This window comes from Desulfovibrio sp., assembly GCF_019424165.1.
In the GTDB taxonomy this organism is placed as follows: domain Bacteria; phylum Desulfobacterota; class Desulfovibrionia; order Desulfovibrionales; family Desulfovibrionaceae; genus Desulfovibrio.
The window spans coordinates 12,339-27,040 of sequence record NZ_JAHZAA010000025.1; the positions used below are offsets into that span (position 1 = coordinate 12,339).

Genomic DNA, 14,702 nt, shown 5'->3' on the forward strand with positions numbered 1-14,702 from the left:
TGGAACACCATTGGCAGCGCAGGGGGCAGCCTTTGAAAAACACCAGGGTGCGTATGCCCGGTCCGTCATACATATTGTATTTTTGTATGTTGAAAACTCTGGCTTTTCTTTCAATCACGATAACACCCTGCTGTAGGCGCTGCACCGCGCTGTCTATCGTTATCTTTCATTTTGCCGCGCCCCCTCCACGAGAAAAAAGGGGGCGCGGCATGTGCCGCATCCGGTCTAGAAGTGGCGCAGCACAGTTCTGCTGATGATTTCGTCCTGCACGTCCTTGCAAAGTTCCACAAAGAAGGCGCTGTAGCCCGCCACACGGACCACAAGGTCGCGGTAGTCTTTGGGGTTCTGCTGGGCTTCAAGCATGGTCTTGTTGTCCAGATAGTTGAACTGCATTTCACCGTTGCCAAGGATGCTGGCAGAGCGAATGAGGGTGATAATGCCCTGTTCGCCTTCGGGGGTATCCAGCAGCCCGGGCATGAGCTTGAAGTTATGCACCATGCCGATGTTCATGTTGTCGTTGGACATCTTGGACACGCTCTTGATGATGGCCGTGGGACCCTTGTAGTCCGCACCCTGCGTGGGGCTGATGCCGTCGGAAAGCGGCTGCCATGCCTTGCGGCCGCCAGCCGAAGCGCCCAGGAGCTGACCAAAGGGCGTGTTGTTGGAAATGGACAGCGTGCCGTGGCTCAGGACGGAATAGAGTGTCCGGTACTTGCGATGCTCGCGCTCGGTAAAGGCGATGAGGTCCGCGGCGATATCGTCGGCATAGTCGTCATCGTTGCCGTACTTGGGCGCGGCAAGGCAGTCGGCCAGCATGGCGTCATAGCCTTCAAAGTTGGCCTTAAGGGCCTCGTTAAGCTGCTGCAGGGTGTACTTTTTGTCGTCGTACACGAGCTTCTTGATGGCAGCCATCGAGTCGGCGTAGGTTGCAAGGCCGCTCCAGATAACGCCGGGGCCGAAGTTGTACATGGCGCCGCCGGCGGCCACGTCGCGGCCTTTTTCCATGCAGCCCTCGTACATGATGGACATGAGCGGCTTGGGCGCCAGGTCGCGGTGAACGCGCTGGGAGATGACCGTAGCCACGCTGGACCATTTGGTGATGTACTGGATCTGTTCCTTGACGGCTGCATCAAACTTTTCAAAAGTGTCGAACTGGCTCAGGTCGCCGAGGTCAGGGCAAACCTGTTTGCCAAACCAGAGGGGCACGCCGCGGTTGAGCACAAGCTCGATGCAGATGGGCCACTGGGTGTATGCCGTGGACGTCCACTGGTACAGGCGGCCGGATTTTTGCGGCTCCACGCAGCCCATGAGGCAGTAATCGCGGGCGTCTTCAATATCGACGCCCTTGGCCAGCATCATCTTGATGTGGGTGTCGTCAAAGTGTACCGCCGGAAAGCCCATGCCCGAGCGGATGACGGACACGATTTTTTTCAGGTATTCCTGGGGCGAGGTATTATGCACGCGGGTAGCCAGTGAGGGCTGGTAAATGCGCACATGGCGCACCGCATCCATAAGCAGATAGGTCAGGTCGTTGGTGGCATCGCGTCCTTCACGGCTGACGCCGCCAACGCACATGTTGACGAAGGGCTGATAGCCGGCAAAGAATTTGGAGCTGCCTTCGCTGGTGAGCCACATCATTTCAGACATCTTGATGAGCATGCAGCCCGCGAGGTCAAAGGCTTCATAAGGCGTCATGCGGCCCGCCTCGATATCGGCCTTGTAGAAGGGGTACATATACTGGTCAACGCGGCCGATGGACATGCCGGTCTGGTTTTCTTCCACAACCAGCAGTGATTCCACGGTCCACACTGCCTGGATAGCTTCCCAGAAAGTGGTGGGGGCATGGGCGGGAACGCGGGCGTTGACTTCGGCAATCTTGAGCAGTTCGGCCTTGCGCCTGGGATCGTTTTCACGGGCAGCCAGCTGGGCGGCGTATTCGGACATGCGCCGGGCATAGATCATGACGCCTTCGGTGGTTTCGATGACCGACTTGTAGAAGTATATCTTGTCGATATCCTCGGGGCGGTCATAGCTCAACTGTGCCAGGTGTTCGCGGGCTTCGCGCTGAATGTCCAGCATGCCCTTCTTCATGAGAATGACGTCGTAGCCGGGGTTGGAGTCACCGCCGCCGTTGAGGGCGTGGTAGGAGCAGTCGGACACATAGGATTCGCCCGAAAGTTCCCACAGACCCGCTTCGCGGTACTGGGCTTCGCAGTATTCGTCTACAGACTTGCCCGCCCAGTAGGGGAAGATTTCTTCACACAGGATTTTCTTGTCTTCTTCGGCAAGGTGGAAGGGGTCCTGGGCGCGGCTGTCAATGGTGTCCATCTCATCCCTGAGCCAGCGCCAGGAAATTTCGGGAGAAAAAGCACCGGCGCGGGGCGCGCCGTTAGGGGCGCCGACAATAAGTTCATGGTCCTGGATAACCAGCGGGGCGCTTTCGCAGCAATGGCGAAAGGCCGTAGCACGCAGCAGGATGCGCGGCATGCCGGGGTTTTCTTTGTCAATCTTGGTGATTGTGCGGGCGCGGTGAATGGTGATGCGCGGAACCTGCTTGAGGTAGTTTTCTTTCAGCAGCACATGGCGCTGCGTGGGACCCTCAGGAACGCCGGGGCCGGAATGGGCAGCGGGAGACGGCTGCGCCGCTGCGGCAGGGGCCGATTGGGCGGGCAGGGTGACAGTGGCAAAAATCTTGCGCAACTGCTCGCGCTCTTCAGGCGAAAGGTTTTTGGTCACTTCCGCTATTTTACTCGAAAAATCATGAAGATCCACGTTTTATCCTCCATATTCTGCGGTCAGAAGGGCCTGCGGGCTTGGTGTGTGGCCCGGGGTCAGCGGGCCTGGGGCAGAGTGCCCAGAGCCTCGCGCAGTACGCGTCTGAGCAGGTCAAAGTTCTGCTCGTTGCCGGTCGTGCCCCCGCCGGGAGCGGACGGTGCTGTGAAATCCGCCAGCTGGGCGAGATCACGCACGCCATAGCCTATCTTTCTGCGATAAATAAGATTCATGGGCGAAATATTGTCTGATGTGATGCCGTAGCCCGCAATGCCGCTGCCCTGCGTCATGGCGGGGGTAAGGTTGGTTGTCAGGCCCATGCCGCCAAAAGCCGCACCGGTGTTGACCAGCAGGCGCGCCACAGGTTTTTTGAGGGCAAACTGGCGAATGACCTCTTCATCCCGGCTATGGATAGCCAGAGTTTGCGCATGACGCTCCTGAAGCAGCAGTTCCACGCACTTCTCACAAGCATGCATCCAGTCAGGCTCCACGTAATAGCCAAGCACGGGCGAGAGCAGTTCCCTGACGTAGGGATCCTCGCCTGTGACATACTTGCGTTCGGCCATGAGCACCCTTGTACCGGCAGGGATGGAAAATCCGGCCTTGGCCGCAAGGGCGGCCGCAGACTGGCCCACCATATGGCGGTGGCGGCGTCCATCTTCATGAAAGAGCACCCGTGACAGGGCCTGCGTCTCAGCCTCGGTCATGAAGTACGCGCCCTTGTCCTGAAAGGCCCGGCGGGTCTGCCGCTCAACACAGCCATCCACAATGACGCACTGTTCGGCTGAAGGCGCCAGGCCGTTATCAAAGGTCTTGCTGGCGATAATATGCTCTACGGCGGCAGGGATGTCGGCGCTGCGCTCGATGAAAACAGGCCCGTTGCCTGTGCCGCCATAGATAAGGGGCTTGCCGCTGGCGCGGGCAGACGCGAACATGCCGAGCACGCCCGTAACCATAACCAGGGCCACGCCGGGGTGGCGCATAAGCTCTTCCGTGCCGCTTTTTGCCACAATGTCCAGATAGGATATGGCCCCTTCGGGCAGGCCGTGGGCCTGCCCGGCGGCAATCATGATGTTCAGGGCGTGGCGCATGCTGTCTACAGCGCGGGGATGAAGGGAGAAAATTATGGCATTGCCGGACTTGATAGCCAGCAGAACGTTGTAGATGGCGGTAGATACAGGGCTGGTCACCGGGCAGAGGGCCACAATGACGCCCAGAGGCACGCCGACGTCATAAACGCCTTCCTGCTCCTGCCCGCCAAGGTAGCCGACACAGCGCATGCCGCGCAGGCTCTGACGTACCCGGCGACAGACAAAAAGGTTTTTGGCCATTTTGTCCTGCCAGCGGCCACAGTCGCTTTCTTCATGACACATGACGGCAAGGGACTGCGCATGCGTTTCCACAGCGTCGGCCATGGCTTCAACAATGCTGTCCAGGTTCTCTTGTGGCAGAGCGGCCAGTTTTTTACCGGCTTCAATGGCATTTTCGGCCAGAATGCGCGCCTGCTGTATAGATATGAGGTCCTTGTCGCCGATCATGATGCTGCTCCGTGGTTGTGCCCGCTAGGCCAGGGCGTACCGCCGTACAAGTTTTACAAGATGCCGGTGAGGGGTGGGGATGACACAGGAACTGTACACGTCGGCTCCCATATTTTTTACGGCCTTGACGCCAGCTTCCACAGCGGACTTGCAGGCCGCCACGTCACCCTGGACAAGAGCGGAACAGTAGCCCGAAGCCACGTTTTCGTAGCCGATAAGTTCCACATCGGCCGTCTTTATCATGGCGTCAGCCGCTTCCATAAGATAGACGATGCCAAAGGTTTCGATCATGCCCAGTGAGCGCAGGCCGGGATCGTCCTCGGGTACGGAGTCCACAACGTGGGCCATGGCGATGCCGCCAACCCCGCGCACCGGGCGCGGCATGACGTTTTGCGCCGTGAGTTTGCCTATGGTGGCTGCGGCTGCGGCCCCGGCGGCCACAGAGGCCTGCACGGCTGCCACATCGCCCTTCACCATAATGGTTACAAGGGTAGAACCGACGTTTTCGTAAGCGATCAGTTCTACATCTGCAGCTTTGAGCATGTTGTCCGCCCCATAAATGGCAGGCACCATCCCCAGCGTTTCAATGAGGCCGAGGGCCTCCTCACCTGCATACAGCATACACGCTCCATGAGCTTCGTATTTGTGCCGCAAGCCACCTTGGCGGCCGTGAAAATAATTCTTATCTTCGTTGTAACCTTTCCCCTATGGGGCAAGGTCAAGGCCTTTTCGAATTTTTTGGTATAAAAATTTCAGTTTCATAAGATTTTTTTTGATTATTTTATTGTTCGGCAAATAAATCAGCCATATGCGAATAAACAGTGTTGCTGGAATTTTTTTTGAGACAAGAACGGTCCGCCGCATGCGGGAGGAACCTGTGCGGAACCTGTCAGGTGATTGCGCAGTTCAATTGCACAGTGTTTTTCAGGATATTTGTGTAGAAGTGCGACTGTTTCTGCAAAGATACGCAGCGCGTTTCTGGTTCGGCATTATGTATGTTTTTATGTGGCGCCTATTGGATGTTTTATGAATAAGTAGTGTTTTATCATCGAGTTACAAAAACATCCCCATTGGGGAACCCTGGAGCATGCACGCAAATAAAAGGCTTGTTCAGTTCCCGCGCAGGGGATGGATAAAAGGAAAAAGGCAGGGTTAGCGCTATTTTTGAGCAGCGTGTCTCAAGTTGTTTTTTTCAATGACGCCTTTGGGTATGCACTGAGAGACTGGATTGATTTTTTTGAAATACATATAAAATACATCATGTTATGTTTTTGTTGGGAGGTGGCACATAAGCGTTGCCCAACATAATTGTTGAGGATTTTTCTCAGTCAATAAAAAATGGAATTTTATGCGTCATATTTTATGAACTCTATTGACCTTCCTGCTTGGGGTAAGCTTATGGTGGAAGTAATTGGGCGTAGCGGCTTTGCCGGGGCAAGGACGTTTTCCGCCATATCACACCATATTATCAGTGCAGAGAAGGAGTAGGTCATGGAGCACACGGCACAACCCTCCGGGGTTTCCGGCCTGGGCGGATCCGAGGCGGCCCTTGAGGCCAAAACAAAACTGACGAGCAGCTTCAGGCGGCGCGGCGTATTCACCGCAACCATGTCGGGGGTTTCTTACGGCACCTATACTGCCTTTATGACCCTGGCCATGACCATGGGCGTGTGGGGCGTGTGGTATGGGGGAGAGTCGGGGCTTTCGGATTTTTCCGTCATGTTTCTTCTGGGGGCGCTGGGCGCGGCCGTTACTGATGCCTGCAGCGCTTTTTGGGCCGTGCTTATTGCCATAGGCAAGGGCAAGCTGGGCGACTTTTTCCGCTGCCTGCGCACCAAACCCGGCGCCATTCTTATTGGCGTGGCTATTATCGGCGGGCCTCTGGCGAGCACCTGCTACGTGCTCGGCCTGCAAAGCGCCGGGTCTATCATTGTGCCCATCAGCGCGCTTTGCCCGGCCATCGGGACCATTCTGAGCCGTATTCTTTTCAAGCAGGCGATTTCTGCCCGCATGGCTCTGGGTATTTTCATCTGCTTTTCCGCCAGCGCCATGATCGGCAGCACCGGCCTTGCCGAAAACGCGCCACCGAACCTTTTTCTTGGCCTGACCTTTGGTTTTCTGGCCGCTTTCGGCTGGGGGCTTGAGGGCTGCGTGGGCGGTTACGCCACTTCCATGATTGACCCTGAAATCGGCATCACCATCCGCCAGGTCACCTCTGCTGTGACCAACCTTTGCATTCTGGTTCCCCTTTTCGCCCTTGTCGGCGGCGACAGCGCCTTTTTCATGATCAAGACCGCCTTTACCGATACCGCCGCCATGCCCTGGTTCCTCGTAGCCGGCTTTGGCGCGTACTTTGCGTTCATGCTCTGGTACAAGGGCAACGCCATGTGCGGTACCGGACTTGGCATGTCGTGCAACGGCGCCTTCTCGTTCTGGGGTCCCTTCTTCTGCTGGCTTGTGCTCGGCCTGTGGTTCGGTATTGACGGCTATGCGCTGGCGCCCCTGGTGTGGATTGCCGCGGTCATCATGGTGGTCGGTATCTTTATTATCGCTGTCAATCCGTTGGATTTCTTCAGGAAGAAGAGGTAATTCGTCATGAGACCTTTGAACTATGCCATCCTTAAATATATGACGACCGTGACTGAAGCCTGCACCGAAGATGTTATGAGCGCCCTTAAGGGAACGTATGCTTCGTTTCGCGCCTTTAACAAAAAAGACGTTCTGACTGCACTCATGACTGCGGTTGCCAACGGCCTGCTGGTAGAATCGCGTTTTGAACTTGATGATCAGGGCGAAGTGCGCATGTACTTCAGCGCTGATGCGGACGGTGCGGCTACCATAAACCGCTATATTCCGGACTAACGTCTCTGGCGTTGGCGCCGGATGCCCGGCCCCTGTGTCTGACACGGGCGGTTCTGTCGACATTGATATTGACGGCGGAACCGCTTGTGGATAGCGAGAAGACTTGGATTCGTAGCTCCCGTTGAAAGGTCCATGTTCATCTCCGGGCAAAGAGATGCCGGTTCGACGGGTTTACAAAAAGTGATGAATAATCATCGGTTATTGACGTAAGCTGTTTGCCTGACGGTTCTTTGAAAAATGTAAGCGTTGACTGAAGAACCGGGTAAACTGCACAGGCGCTTGCACGGGGAGGCGAGAGGCCTCCCCGTGCAAGGCGGCCGCCGCACAGTGGGCCTGTGTTGCAGCTTTTAGGACGATATGCCTGTGATCCCAATGGTCGCGGGCTGTCATCCCGCCGGGCATCGCCCCTATTGCCCCTCTGTACAGGATTTCGGGTACTGTCATGACAAAACGAAGATATTCCATCAGCCAGATGAGCGAGATTTCCAATATCTCGAAAAAAGCCCTGCGCTTTTACGACGATCTTGGCCTGATCGAATCCAAGCGGCACGGAGCCAACAATTACCGCTATTATACACAGGAAGACCTGCTGGCAGTGCCGCCGCTGAAATACTACAAGCAGATGGGGTTTCATCTTGGTGAAATCCGCGAAGCCTTCGAACTGGGCAGTAATACCTCGCTTACGGCCTTGCGCAAAATTTTTATGAAAAAAATCGAAGGGCTTCGGGAAGAAGAGAGGACATTGCACCTTCGGCTCACCTCGGTGCGCGACTGGCTTGAGTTGCTGCACGAGGCTGAAATGGTACTTGAAAATGGTCTGCACAGTGTGTCGGTAAAGTACGTGCAGCCGGATGCCCTGCTCTTTCATGATCAGACATTTTCATCCGACATCAAATCTGCCATCATAAATCTGGAATTCACCAACTATGTGGAGTCGGTGCGCAATAGCATCACCGGGCCTGTCATGATCCGCTTTTCTTCCATTGAAGACCGCATTAACGATGAACCCCAGAAGGTGCAGATTCTGCAAAAGACCATTCTTCCCAGCCAGCCGGAAGAAACGCAGCCGTACGGGGGCTTTCTCGCGGCCTGCTGCTATCATATCGGGGAGCACGGGGCTATCCGTGATACCTACAGAAAAATCCAGCGCTGGTGCGCATCCAACAACTATATTTGCGATCAGGGTTCGTATGAGCGCTACGTGACCGACTTCTGGACCACCAACCACGAAGAGCTTTTTGTTACCGAGGTGCTTGTGAAAGTCAGCCGCCCCGGAAACGTGCGCAGCCTTATGGCAGAGGCAGACTGAACAGTTGGCGCAGCAGTGCCATCTGTTTCACAACGGCCTGAATTCTGAAGCGTCCGCCGCAGAGCCGGAGGTTCTCATGCAGGGATTGACCCTGGCCCGTGAATTTTACCACGCTTGTCGTCCTGTTTTGTGGGAAGAAATTTCTGATATCATGGCTCGTGCCGCAATCGGGCTGGTAGGGGAAGGTTCTGAGTGCTTTGGCTGCGATGACGCCGCCTCCCGTGATCATGACTTCGGCCCGGCCTTTTGCCTGTGGCTGCCGCGTGCCGAGTTGCAGCGCCATGCGCCACGTATAGAGGCGGCTCTGGGGCGCCTCCCCGCTCATTTTGGCGGCTTTGCCAGCAGGCTTGCGCCTGCGAAACGCCTCGGCCGGGTGGGGCCGTTGGCTGTTGAGGATTTTTACGCCTTTTTCACCGGTCTGCCGGAGCTTCCGGCCACCTGGCAGGAGTGGCTGGCTATCCCCGAATACCAGTTGGCTGCCTGCACCAATGGCGAGGTTTTTGAAGACGGAGCAGGGGAATTCACACGGCGGCGCAAGGCATTGCTGGCCGGTTATCCCGATGATGTACGGCTGAAAAAGATGGCGGCGCGATGCATGGTCATGGCGCAGGCGGGCCAGTACAATCTGCCCAGATGTCTGCAGCGGGGCGATGGCCCGGCGGCCATGTTCTGCGTGGCCCGCTTTGCCGAGGCCGCGCTGTCGCTGGTGTATCTGTGCAATGCCCGTTACATGCCTTTTTATAAATGGGCCGCGCGTCTTGCGACCTCACTGCCCATACTGGGAGTCGAGGTGACGCAGACCGTGAACCGTCTTGCGGCCATGCCTTTGCGCGGGGCGGAAGATATGGAAGCCGCACGCGTGGCGGAAGATTTTTGTGCTGCCGTTGCGCGGCATCTGCGGCAGACGGGCTTGAGCGAAGATGCAGGCAACTGGCTTTGGACGCATGGCCCGCAGATCATGCGCCATGTGCGGGAGCCCCAGTTGCTTCATATGGACATGCTGCAAGGCTGAAGGAGAGAGTATGGCAGGGCAGGAACAGTGGAACAGGGATTTGCAGGCTGCCTTGGAGCCTCTGGCTCAAGGTTGCCCGGAAGACAGCCTTGCGCGGCTACGCACGCTGTTGCGCACATGCGACAATACTCCTCTGTGCCGCGCCACGACCCTTGAGGCTACGGCCCGCGTGCTGCTGGCGATGGGGCGTGGAGCCGAGGCCGTGTCTGCTATGGAAGAAGCCTTCGTCCTCTTGCGCGATGCGTACGGTTTATCTTCTCCCTTAACTTTGAATCTGATGCAGAATCTTGCCCATCTCTGGCTGGAAACGGGAAACTACAGCAAGAGCGAAGCGCTGGGGCTGGAGGCCGTTGCCGCTTGCGAGTCGGCCTTTGGTGCGTATTCTCCCCGTCTGGCCAGCGCGTTGCTGCACCTTTCTGCAGTGTATTACCGCCGAAAAGAGTGGGACCGGGCGGAACAGTGCCTGCAACGTGCCAGAGGCATATGGGAAGACCATGCCCGCACGTCCGGGACGCTGCCGGACCAGCAACTGGGAACCTGCCTGAACAATCTGGGCCGCCTGTATGAAGAGCGCGGCCTGCTTGCTGCGGGCATAGACTGGCATCGGCAGGCCGTTGCCCTGCGCCGGAAGGTTTGCGGCGAGCACGAGGACACTGCCTTTTCACTAGGCAATCTGGGCGTGGCCCTGGCTTCGGACGGGCAGTGGGCCGAGGCCGCCCGTACCCTTGAAGAAGCCGTAGCTTGCTATGAAAAACTGGGTAAAGGCAGCAGCGCCGAAGCGGAAAGTTACAGAAAAAATCTTGAACTGTGCCGGCGGGCCTTGTCTGAGCAGGGGGCGCAGCCAGTTGCAGCGTCGCAGCCCGTTATGCAGGATGCGCGCGAAGCGCTGGTGGCGGAAATTATCGAGCGTGAGCTTGTCATGTTTCTGGCAACACCCAATGAAGGCGGAACTGCCCTCTGCCAGCAGCGGCCGGACAGTTTCAGGGTCATGAGGCGCATGGCCCATGAGCCTCTGAGCACCGACACGCTTGCCTCGTATCTTGATGATCTGCGCAATGCCGAACTGGCGGGGCGCAACTTCATGATTGAAAAATACGCACGCATGGATGACCGTCTGCCTCCTTTAAGTGCAAGCCCCTTGCTGGATGAAATTGCGGATGCAGAAGAAGTTTTCATGCGTGATGCTTCTGCAAAATACCCCAATGTGATTGTGCCTGATAGCCGGGGGGCTTTTAAAAAATACCTTCGCTGCGAACTTGAAACCCTTTCGCCCGGCACGCTCGTCCTGTATGCCCGGGATCTGCGACATGCCCGGCACGATGGACGTAACACAGCCATGGAGCGGTACACATGCCTGGCCCGCCTTATGGGCAAATCCAGCCTTGAAGAGCTTGAGGCGTCGGTTCGGGCCGCCGCTGTTTAAAGCTTTTCAGCATTTAATGTTATGTTTTTCAGTATATCGCAGGGAGTTTCCGGGCGCGCCCTGCTGGAAAAAGCAATGCCGTCACCGCAGCGGGCTTGCCAATGTCCTGAAGTGCTGTCGACTGCCGGGTAAAGCCTTGCCGCTAGCCCTGTGAACCGGACAGGGCACGCTTCTGCTTTTTTTGCCACGAAAGTATCCCCCGATAGTCCCTTGCTATGGCTCAGGCACCACGCCGGCTGCGGTACGTATTGACCTTGCCGCTGTTCGCCGTCATTATCAGACGCTGCTGGAATGTCTTTTTTAGACAGAAACTCCAAATAGCGTCTTTTTTATCTCTGAACGGGGTTCATCTGGCCGCTTCCAAGATGAAGGCGGTTGTCTGTCCGCATTTTCATGTAATTTGATTTTCTGCCTAATTTGATCCGGTGTTGATTCATCGGGCCGCACTATTTTTTTGTGGAGACGTTTTTTTATGCTCACCTACGATATGACTGTCACCCTTATAGTTCTTGGTGTGGCTGTTATTTTTCTCATAACGAACGCGCTGCGCAATGATGTGGTTGCCGTTCTTATTATACTGGCTCTGACACTCAGCGGCGTATTGCCCGTGCAGGAAGCCATATCCGGATTTGCCAGCACCACGGTGCTTATTATCAGCTGTATGTTTATAGTGGGCAAGGCCATTATCCATACGGGTATTGCCCAGCGGGTAGGCGAGGTGATCATTCGACGCGGGGGCAGAAGTGAACGCAGGCTACTGCTCATGATTATGGGGGCAGCAGCCTCTGTGGGAGCGTTCATGAGCTCCACCGCCACGGCCGCCATATTCATCCCCATTACGCTTTCAGTGGCGGAAAAAACCCGCATCAACCCCAGGCGGTTGCTCATGCCGCTGGCTCTTGCCGCGCTTATCAGCGGCATGATGACCCTGGTGGCCACTACGCCCAACATTATTGTCAACGGCATCTTGCGCGAACGGGGCCTTGAAACGTTGGGGTTTTTCAGCTTTACGCCCTTTGGCATACTCATACTGTTGCTGGCGATGGCCTTTATGCTGCTTTGCGGGCAAGACATGCTGGCCCCCAAGGACTCGCGGATAGAACGCAAAAAAAGCCTTTCCATCGACGATCTGCTGCGCCATCATAAAATCGACAAGCAGCAGTTTTTGTTGCGTATTCCTGAAGGTTCAGATCTTGTGGACCGTACAGTGGCGCGCATGCAACTCAGCGCCCGGTATGGAGTTACCTTGCTGGCTGTGGAAAGTGACGGCAATGGCAGAAGGCGTACCATTACACCGGCAAAGCCCGAAAAAGTGCTTCAGGCCGGAGACCTTCTCATGGTTATAGGCTCGTCCAACCAGTTGCACACCTTTATAGAAACGTTTTCTCTGGAACAGGTTTCTGCTACTGCCTCCAAGCGGAGAAATTTTTTCCAGGTGGTGGGTCTTGCGGAAGTAATGCTCAATCCGGAGTCAACGCTCATCGGAAAATCGCTGAAAGAAACTCTTTTTCAAAGCACCTTTCAGAGCATGGTGCTCGGCATACGCCGCAAAGGGGAAACGCTGACGGAAGATGTGGCCGATATTCCTCTCAAGTTCGGCGACGTCCTGCTGGTCTGTGGCGCGTGGGAAGATATCCTGCGGCTTGAGCGTAATAAAAGCCAGTACCTTCTGCTGACATTGCCTCAGGACTATAAAGAAGTGATCCCCGCGAAGCAGAAGGGAAAAGTTACAATGATCATTATGGCTGTTATGGTGGTGCTTATGGCTTTCAGCCTGCTGCCGCCGGTAACTGCCATTCTGGCCGCCACTGCCGCTCTGGTGCTCATGCGCTGTGTGCCGCTGAACTCCATTTATGAGGTGATAGACTGGCAGACCGTTGTCATGATCGCCGGAATCTTGCCGCTGGTTCTTGCACTGCAGAAGTCGGGGATTATTTCTCTGGTTTCCGACGGCTTCATACAGCTTTTATCCGGGGCGGGTCCTTTTGCTGTGCTGGCCGGGCTGTTTATGATTACGGCCCTGCTGGGTTTTTGCCTTTCCAGCACGGCGGTAGCCATGCTGATAGCCCCGATGGCGGTAGATGTGGGCCTGAAAATGGGTATCAGTCCCCAGGCCTGCGCCATGTCTGTAGCTATTGCCTGCTCTGCGGTATTTATTTCTCCCCTTGGTTCGGCAGTGCACATGCTTGTCCGTGAGCCGGGCGGGTACAGCCTGAAGGATTATGCCAAGGTGGGCGCGCCCCTGCTGCTGCTGGCGCTGTTGGCGACAATGTTTTTTTGCTGGGTGTTTTATTTGCGTTAAATTTTTGAAGTTTCTCAGCAGGTCTGATACCGGTCGGGCTTGCCGCCGCCTGCACAGACATTTACTATGCGGATAATGACAACGTGCCGGTGGGTACGAGCGTCCTTTCCGGCAATGGTCGGGTAACAGGCAAACCCGGGGCCGGAACCGCCCTGTTTGTACTTTGAGGGAATAGGATATATTCCTGTATGAAACCGTATCAAGATTGATTTTATACAAGGATCTAACAATGAAACTGCCGACACTTCCTCCCATTTTGAAGCTGCAAGTTGTGCTGAAAACCCTGGCCGTGCAAGTCTGTCTTTTTCTGGGCATTCTGGTGGCCGTGTGGGGGTTGCAGCGTGCGTACTCCTTTATTGACGCCACGACCTTTCCGGAGCCGATGGCTCTGCCTGCCGCTGCGGACACGTTGCCGGAAAACGAAAAAGGTAAAATTCTGCTTGATGCCATCACCCATCAGATGCAGCGCGAGCTTAATTCTACCTTTGGCTGGACCATCAACGATATCGTCTTCAACCGCTTTATCCTGGATAACCGGGCGTATCGCCAGTATGGGGTGTATCACGCCACCAGGTTCCTGCTGGATCTTTATTCCAGCCAGATCGCCAAGCTGGGAACCAGCGACAGGGAAAGTGAGTTTTTGTATAAGGCCCGCATTAACAGCTTTGCCATTGACCCGCGCAGTTTTATGTTTCCTTCTGCTGAAGGATCATACAAAAAGGGCTTTAAACTTCTTGGTGACTATAAAAAATCATTAGACAACGGCACTGGTGTGTATAACTGTCGCTCTGATGATCTGTACGCTTCTTTTGTGACGGTAACCGGAGAAAACCTGCTCGGATATGCTCTCGGTCTTTTGCAAAACGCGCAAAACATGTCTTTCTATACCCTTGATAACCGTATTTATGAAGTTCAGGGAATCGTTTTAGTCCTGCGTGACTTCATCAATACTCTTTATGTCCTCTATCCTGAGATCAAAGCCAAGAATAATGAAGAAAACATGGCTTCAGCCATGTCCTACCTGAACCGGATTTGTGAATATGACCCGCTGTATATCACGTCGTCTTTCAATTCCGGAGAACTTGTCCTGTCCTACTTGCTGTTTGCCAAGGCCCGTCTGGAGGACATCCGAAACAGCATTCGTATGTAAGGCAGAAGGGCGCTATCACGCTTAGTTAGAGATGCAATGGTTCGCGCTACCGCGAGAGAAAGTCCGGTAGCACAGGCCGCACGGTTCCGGTTGCTCTTGCAGCACCGGCTAACCGGCGGCCTGTTTGTTATACTGTCCATATGACCTGCTTCTGTTCAAACTGGTCAGAGATGTGTACCATGCACTCAAGAGTGAAACGGTAGAGGCTCACGGCACGAGCGGAGGAATACTATGGCTTCACGCTACATACTGGCCCTTGACCAGGGTACAACCAGCTCACGCGCGATCCTTTTTGATCGTGATGCCAATATTGTGCAGGTTGCGCAAAAGGAGT

General features: G+C 55.5%; 12 protein-coding genes and 1 pseudogene. 8 read left to right on the forward strand and 5 right to left on the reverse strand.

The window, feature by feature from the left end; all coding sequences use genetic code 11:
- From QZ377_RS09050 to QZ377_RS09070, 5 genes and pseudogenes are all read right to left on the reverse strand, one after another.
- Positions 1–73: 4Fe-4S cluster-binding domain-containing protein (locus QZ377_RS09050; protein ID WP_291440847.1), on the reverse strand; the 73-nt coding region annotated here is incomplete at its 3' end.
- Between the two features lie 152 nt (positions 74–225).
- The gene (gene cutC / locus QZ377_RS09055) at positions 226–2,772 is read right to left on the reverse strand and encodes a choline trimethylamine-lyase (protein WP_291440834.1); all 2,547 of its coding nucleotides are present in this window, start codon (positions 2,770–2,772) and stop codon (positions 226–228) included.
- A gap of 59 nt (positions 2,773–2,831) precedes the next feature.
- A complete protein-coding gene (locus QZ377_RS09060) occupies positions 2,832–4,310 on the reverse strand; it encodes an aldehyde dehydrogenase family protein (RefSeq protein WP_291440835.1) in 1,479 nt (492 codons plus the stop codon).
- 24 nt (positions 4,311–4,334) lie between these two features.
- Entirely contained in the window at positions 4,335–4,658 is a 324-nt protein-coding gene (locus tag QZ377_RS09065) for a BMC domain-containing protein (protein WP_365854765.1), read from the reverse strand.
- A 24-nt stretch (positions 4,659–4,682) separates the two neighbouring features.
- A pseudogene (locus tag QZ377_RS09070) lies at positions 4,683–4,931 on the reverse strand (BMC domain-containing protein); the annotation flags it as partial.
- An 870-nt stretch (positions 4,932–5,801) separates the two neighbouring features.
- Between QZ377_RS09070 and QZ377_RS09075 the strand changes: the two are divergent.
- The 8 genes from QZ377_RS09075 to QZ377_RS09110 form a co-directional block, all read left to right on the forward strand.
- The gene (locus QZ377_RS09075) at positions 5,802–6,899 is read left to right on the forward strand and encodes a hypothetical protein (protein ID WP_291440836.1); all 1,098 of its coding nucleotides are present in this window, start codon (positions 5,802–5,804) and stop codon (positions 6,897–6,899) included.
- Between the two features lie 6 nt (positions 6,900–6,905).
- Positions 6,906–7,172, forward strand: a complete 267-nt coding sequence (locus QZ377_RS09080) for a hypothetical protein (protein WP_291440837.1) — start codon at positions 6,906–6,908, stop codon at positions 7,170–7,172.
- A 442-nt stretch (positions 7,173–7,614) separates the two neighbouring features.
- Entirely contained in the window at positions 7,615–8,481 is an 867-nt protein-coding gene (locus QZ377_RS09085; protein ID WP_291440838.1) for a MerR family transcriptional regulator, read from the forward strand.
- A gap of 76 nt (positions 8,482–8,557) precedes the next feature.
- Positions 8,558–9,493 carry a DUF4037 domain-containing protein gene (locus QZ377_RS09090; RefSeq protein ID WP_291440839.1) on the forward strand — a complete coding sequence of 312 codons (936 nt, stop codon included), beginning with the start codon at positions 8,558–8,560 and terminating at the stop codon, positions 9,491–9,493.
- A gap of 10 nt (positions 9,494–9,503) precedes the next feature.
- Positions 9,504–10,916, forward strand: coding sequence for a DUF4125 family protein (locus tag QZ377_RS09095; RefSeq protein ID WP_291440840.1), 1,413 nt, complete (start codon positions 9,504–9,506; stop codon positions 10,914–10,916).
- 472 nt (positions 10,917–11,388) lie between these two features.
- Positions 11,389–13,218 (forward strand): SLC13 family permease, encoded by a 1,830-nt coding sequence (locus QZ377_RS09100; protein ID WP_291440841.1) that lies wholly within the window; start codon positions 11,389–11,391, stop codon positions 13,216–13,218.
- 229 nt (positions 13,219–13,447) lie between these two features.
- Positions 13,448–14,368 (forward strand): DUF2333 family protein, encoded by a 921-nt coding sequence (locus QZ377_RS09105; RefSeq protein ID WP_291440842.1) that lies wholly within the window; start codon positions 13,448–13,450, stop codon positions 14,366–14,368.
- Positions 14,369–14,599: 231 nt separating this feature from the next.
- A partial coding sequence (locus QZ377_RS09110) for an FGGY family carbohydrate kinase (protein ID WP_291440849.1) occupies positions 14,600–14,702 on the forward strand: 103 nt, incomplete at its 3' end.

Coding starts and splice junctions, on each gene's coding strand:
- QZ377_RS09085 (WP_291440838.1), top strand. CDS start 7,615: ATGACAAAACGAAGATATTCCATCAGCCAGATGAGCGAGATTTCCAAT.
- QZ377_RS09060 (WP_291440835.1), bottom strand. CDS start 4,310: ATGATCGGCGACAAGGACCTCATATCTATACAGCAGGCGCGCATTCTG.
- QZ377_RS09095 (WP_291440840.1), top strand. CDS start 9,504: ATGGCAGGGCAGGAACAGTGGAACAGGGATTTGCAGGCTGCCTTGGAG.
- QZ377_RS09105 (WP_291440842.1), top strand. CDS start 13,448: ATGAAACTGCCGACACTTCCTCCCATTTTGAAGCTGCAAGTTGTGCTG.
- QZ377_RS09080 (WP_291440837.1), top strand. CDS start 6,906: ATGAGACCTTTGAACTATGCCATCCTTAAATATATGACGACCGTGACT.
- QZ377_RS09100 (WP_291440841.1), top strand. CDS start 11,389: ATGCTCACCTACGATATGACTGTCACCCTTATAGTTCTTGGTGTGGCT.
- QZ377_RS09090 (WP_291440839.1), top strand. CDS start 8,558: ATGCAGGGATTGACCCTGGCCCGTGAATTTTACCACGCTTGTCGTCCT.
- QZ377_RS09075 (WP_291440836.1), top strand. CDS start 5,802: ATGGAGCACACGGCACAACCCTCCGGGGTTTCCGGCCTGGGCGGATCC.
- QZ377_RS09065 (WP_365854765.1), bottom strand. CDS start 4,658: ATGGCCCACGTTGTGGACTCCGTACCCGAGGACGATCCCGGCCTGCGC.